The organism is Paraburkholderia sp. (assembly GCF_049581445.1).
Lineage (GTDB): Bacteria > Pseudomonadota > Gammaproteobacteria > Burkholderiales > Burkholderiaceae > Paraburkholderia.
The window spans coordinates 1-1,586 of sequence record NZ_JBAURZ010000268.1 but is presented as its reverse complement, the minus strand read 5'-3'; the positions used below and the strand labels follow the sequence as shown (position 1 = coordinate 1,586).

Sequence of the window (1,586 nt, the reverse complement as noted above, 5' to 3'; positions counted from 1 at the left end):
GCACCCAACCCCGCCGACACCGCCGACACCGCGGCGCGCGGACGTGGCTACGGCAATCTGCTGATCCTCGTGGAGTTGAAAGGCGGCAACGACGGACTGAACACGGTGATTCCGTATGCCGATCCCACTTACTACACGCTGCGCAAGAACATCGGCATCAAGCGCGAGCAGGTGATCCAGCTCGACGAGCGCACCGCCTTGCACCCGTCGTTGCAGCCGCTGATGCCGATCTGGCAGAGCCAGCAACTAGCGATCGTGCAAGGCGTCAGCTATGCGCAACCGAACCTCTCGCATTTCCGCTCGATCGAGATCTGGGACACCGCGTCGCGTTCCGATCAATATCTGCGTGAAGGATGGCTGACCCGGGCGTTCGCCCAGCACGCGGTCCCGCCAGGTTTCGCCGCCGACGGCGTGGTGATTGGCAGCGCGGAAATGGGCCCGCTCGCCAATGGCGCGCGAGCGATCGCGCTGGTCAATCCGGCGCAGTTCATCAAGGCTTCGAGGCTTGCAACGCCTGTCTCACTGCACGAACGCAATCCCGAACTCGCACATATCCTTGATGTCGAGAATGACATCGTCAAGGCGGCAGACCGGCTGCGCCCGCATGAAGGGCAATTCCCGCTGAAGACCGCTTTTGCGCCCGGCGCGTTCGGTGCTTCGATCAAGACCGCAATGCAGGTGCTCGCTGCCGGAGATACGCCACAGGGCGCGCCGCTCAACGGTCAGGGCGTGGCCGTGATCCGGCTGACCTTGAGCGGCTTCGATACGCATCAGAATCAGCCTGGCCAGCAGGCCGCGCTGCTCAAGCAATTGGCGGATGGATTTGCGTCGATGAAAGCGGCGCTTATCGAGCTTGGCCGCTGGGACGATACGCTCGTGATGACCTACGCGGAGTTTGGAAGACGGCCACGCGAGAACCAGAGTAACGGCACCGATCACGGCACGGTTGCGCCGCACTTCGTCATGGGTGGCCGCGTGCGCGGTGGCCTGTACGGTGTGCCGCCGGTGCTGGCGCAGCTCGACGGCAGCGGCAATCTGCCGGTCGGCGTCGATTTCCGTCGGCTGTATGCAACGGTTCTCGGCCCGTGGTGGGGGCTTGATTCAACAGCGGTGCTGCAGCAGCGGTTCGAACCGCTGCCTTTGCTGCGCGCCTGAGCGTCGCTATGACGCGTGCACGCGCGCTGCTTTGGGCGAATGCTGTTTGATTGCCTAACGTTGACGCGCGGCGCGCCACGCAATCCAAAGTTTGCGGATTGGCGTGAGTGCGATGCGCTGATGTAGCACGTGATAGCCGTCCCGTTCGATTTCATCAAGAAGCGCCAGCGCGAGCGCGCCTAGTGCCCGCAAGGTGCGCTGCGTACGCCGCTCGGCCGGCGGTATGCCGGCGAGGGCGGTGCTGAGCGCGTCGCGCGCGCGCTTCGTCTGAAAGCGCATCAGCTCGGTGAACGCGTCGCTGTATTTGCGGTTGATCACATCGGCGGCGGTTACATTGAACCGCTGCATTTCGTCGATCGGAAGATAGATGCGGCCGTGACGTGCGTCGTTACCGAGTTCGGCGATGAGCTGGGCCTGCAGCAGCGCTTCGC

The 1,586-nt window shown here is 63.8% G+C and carries 2 protein-coding genes; one reads left to right on the top strand and one right to left on the bottom strand.

Annotated features, from left to right (window positions below):
• Nucleotides 1-1,155, top strand: a 1,155-nt coding sequence (locus tag WCA85_RS22665) for a DUF1501 domain-containing protein (protein ID WP_424067099.1), incomplete at its 5' end; no start/stop codon positions are given.
• A gap of 54 nt (nt 1,156-1,209) precedes the next feature.
• Here the strand turns inward: WCA85_RS22665 and WCA85_RS22660 are convergent.
• Nucleotides 1,210-1,586, bottom strand: a 377-nt coding sequence (locus WCA85_RS22660; RefSeq protein WP_424067098.1) for a squalene/phytoene synthase family protein, incomplete at its 5' end; no start/stop codon positions are given.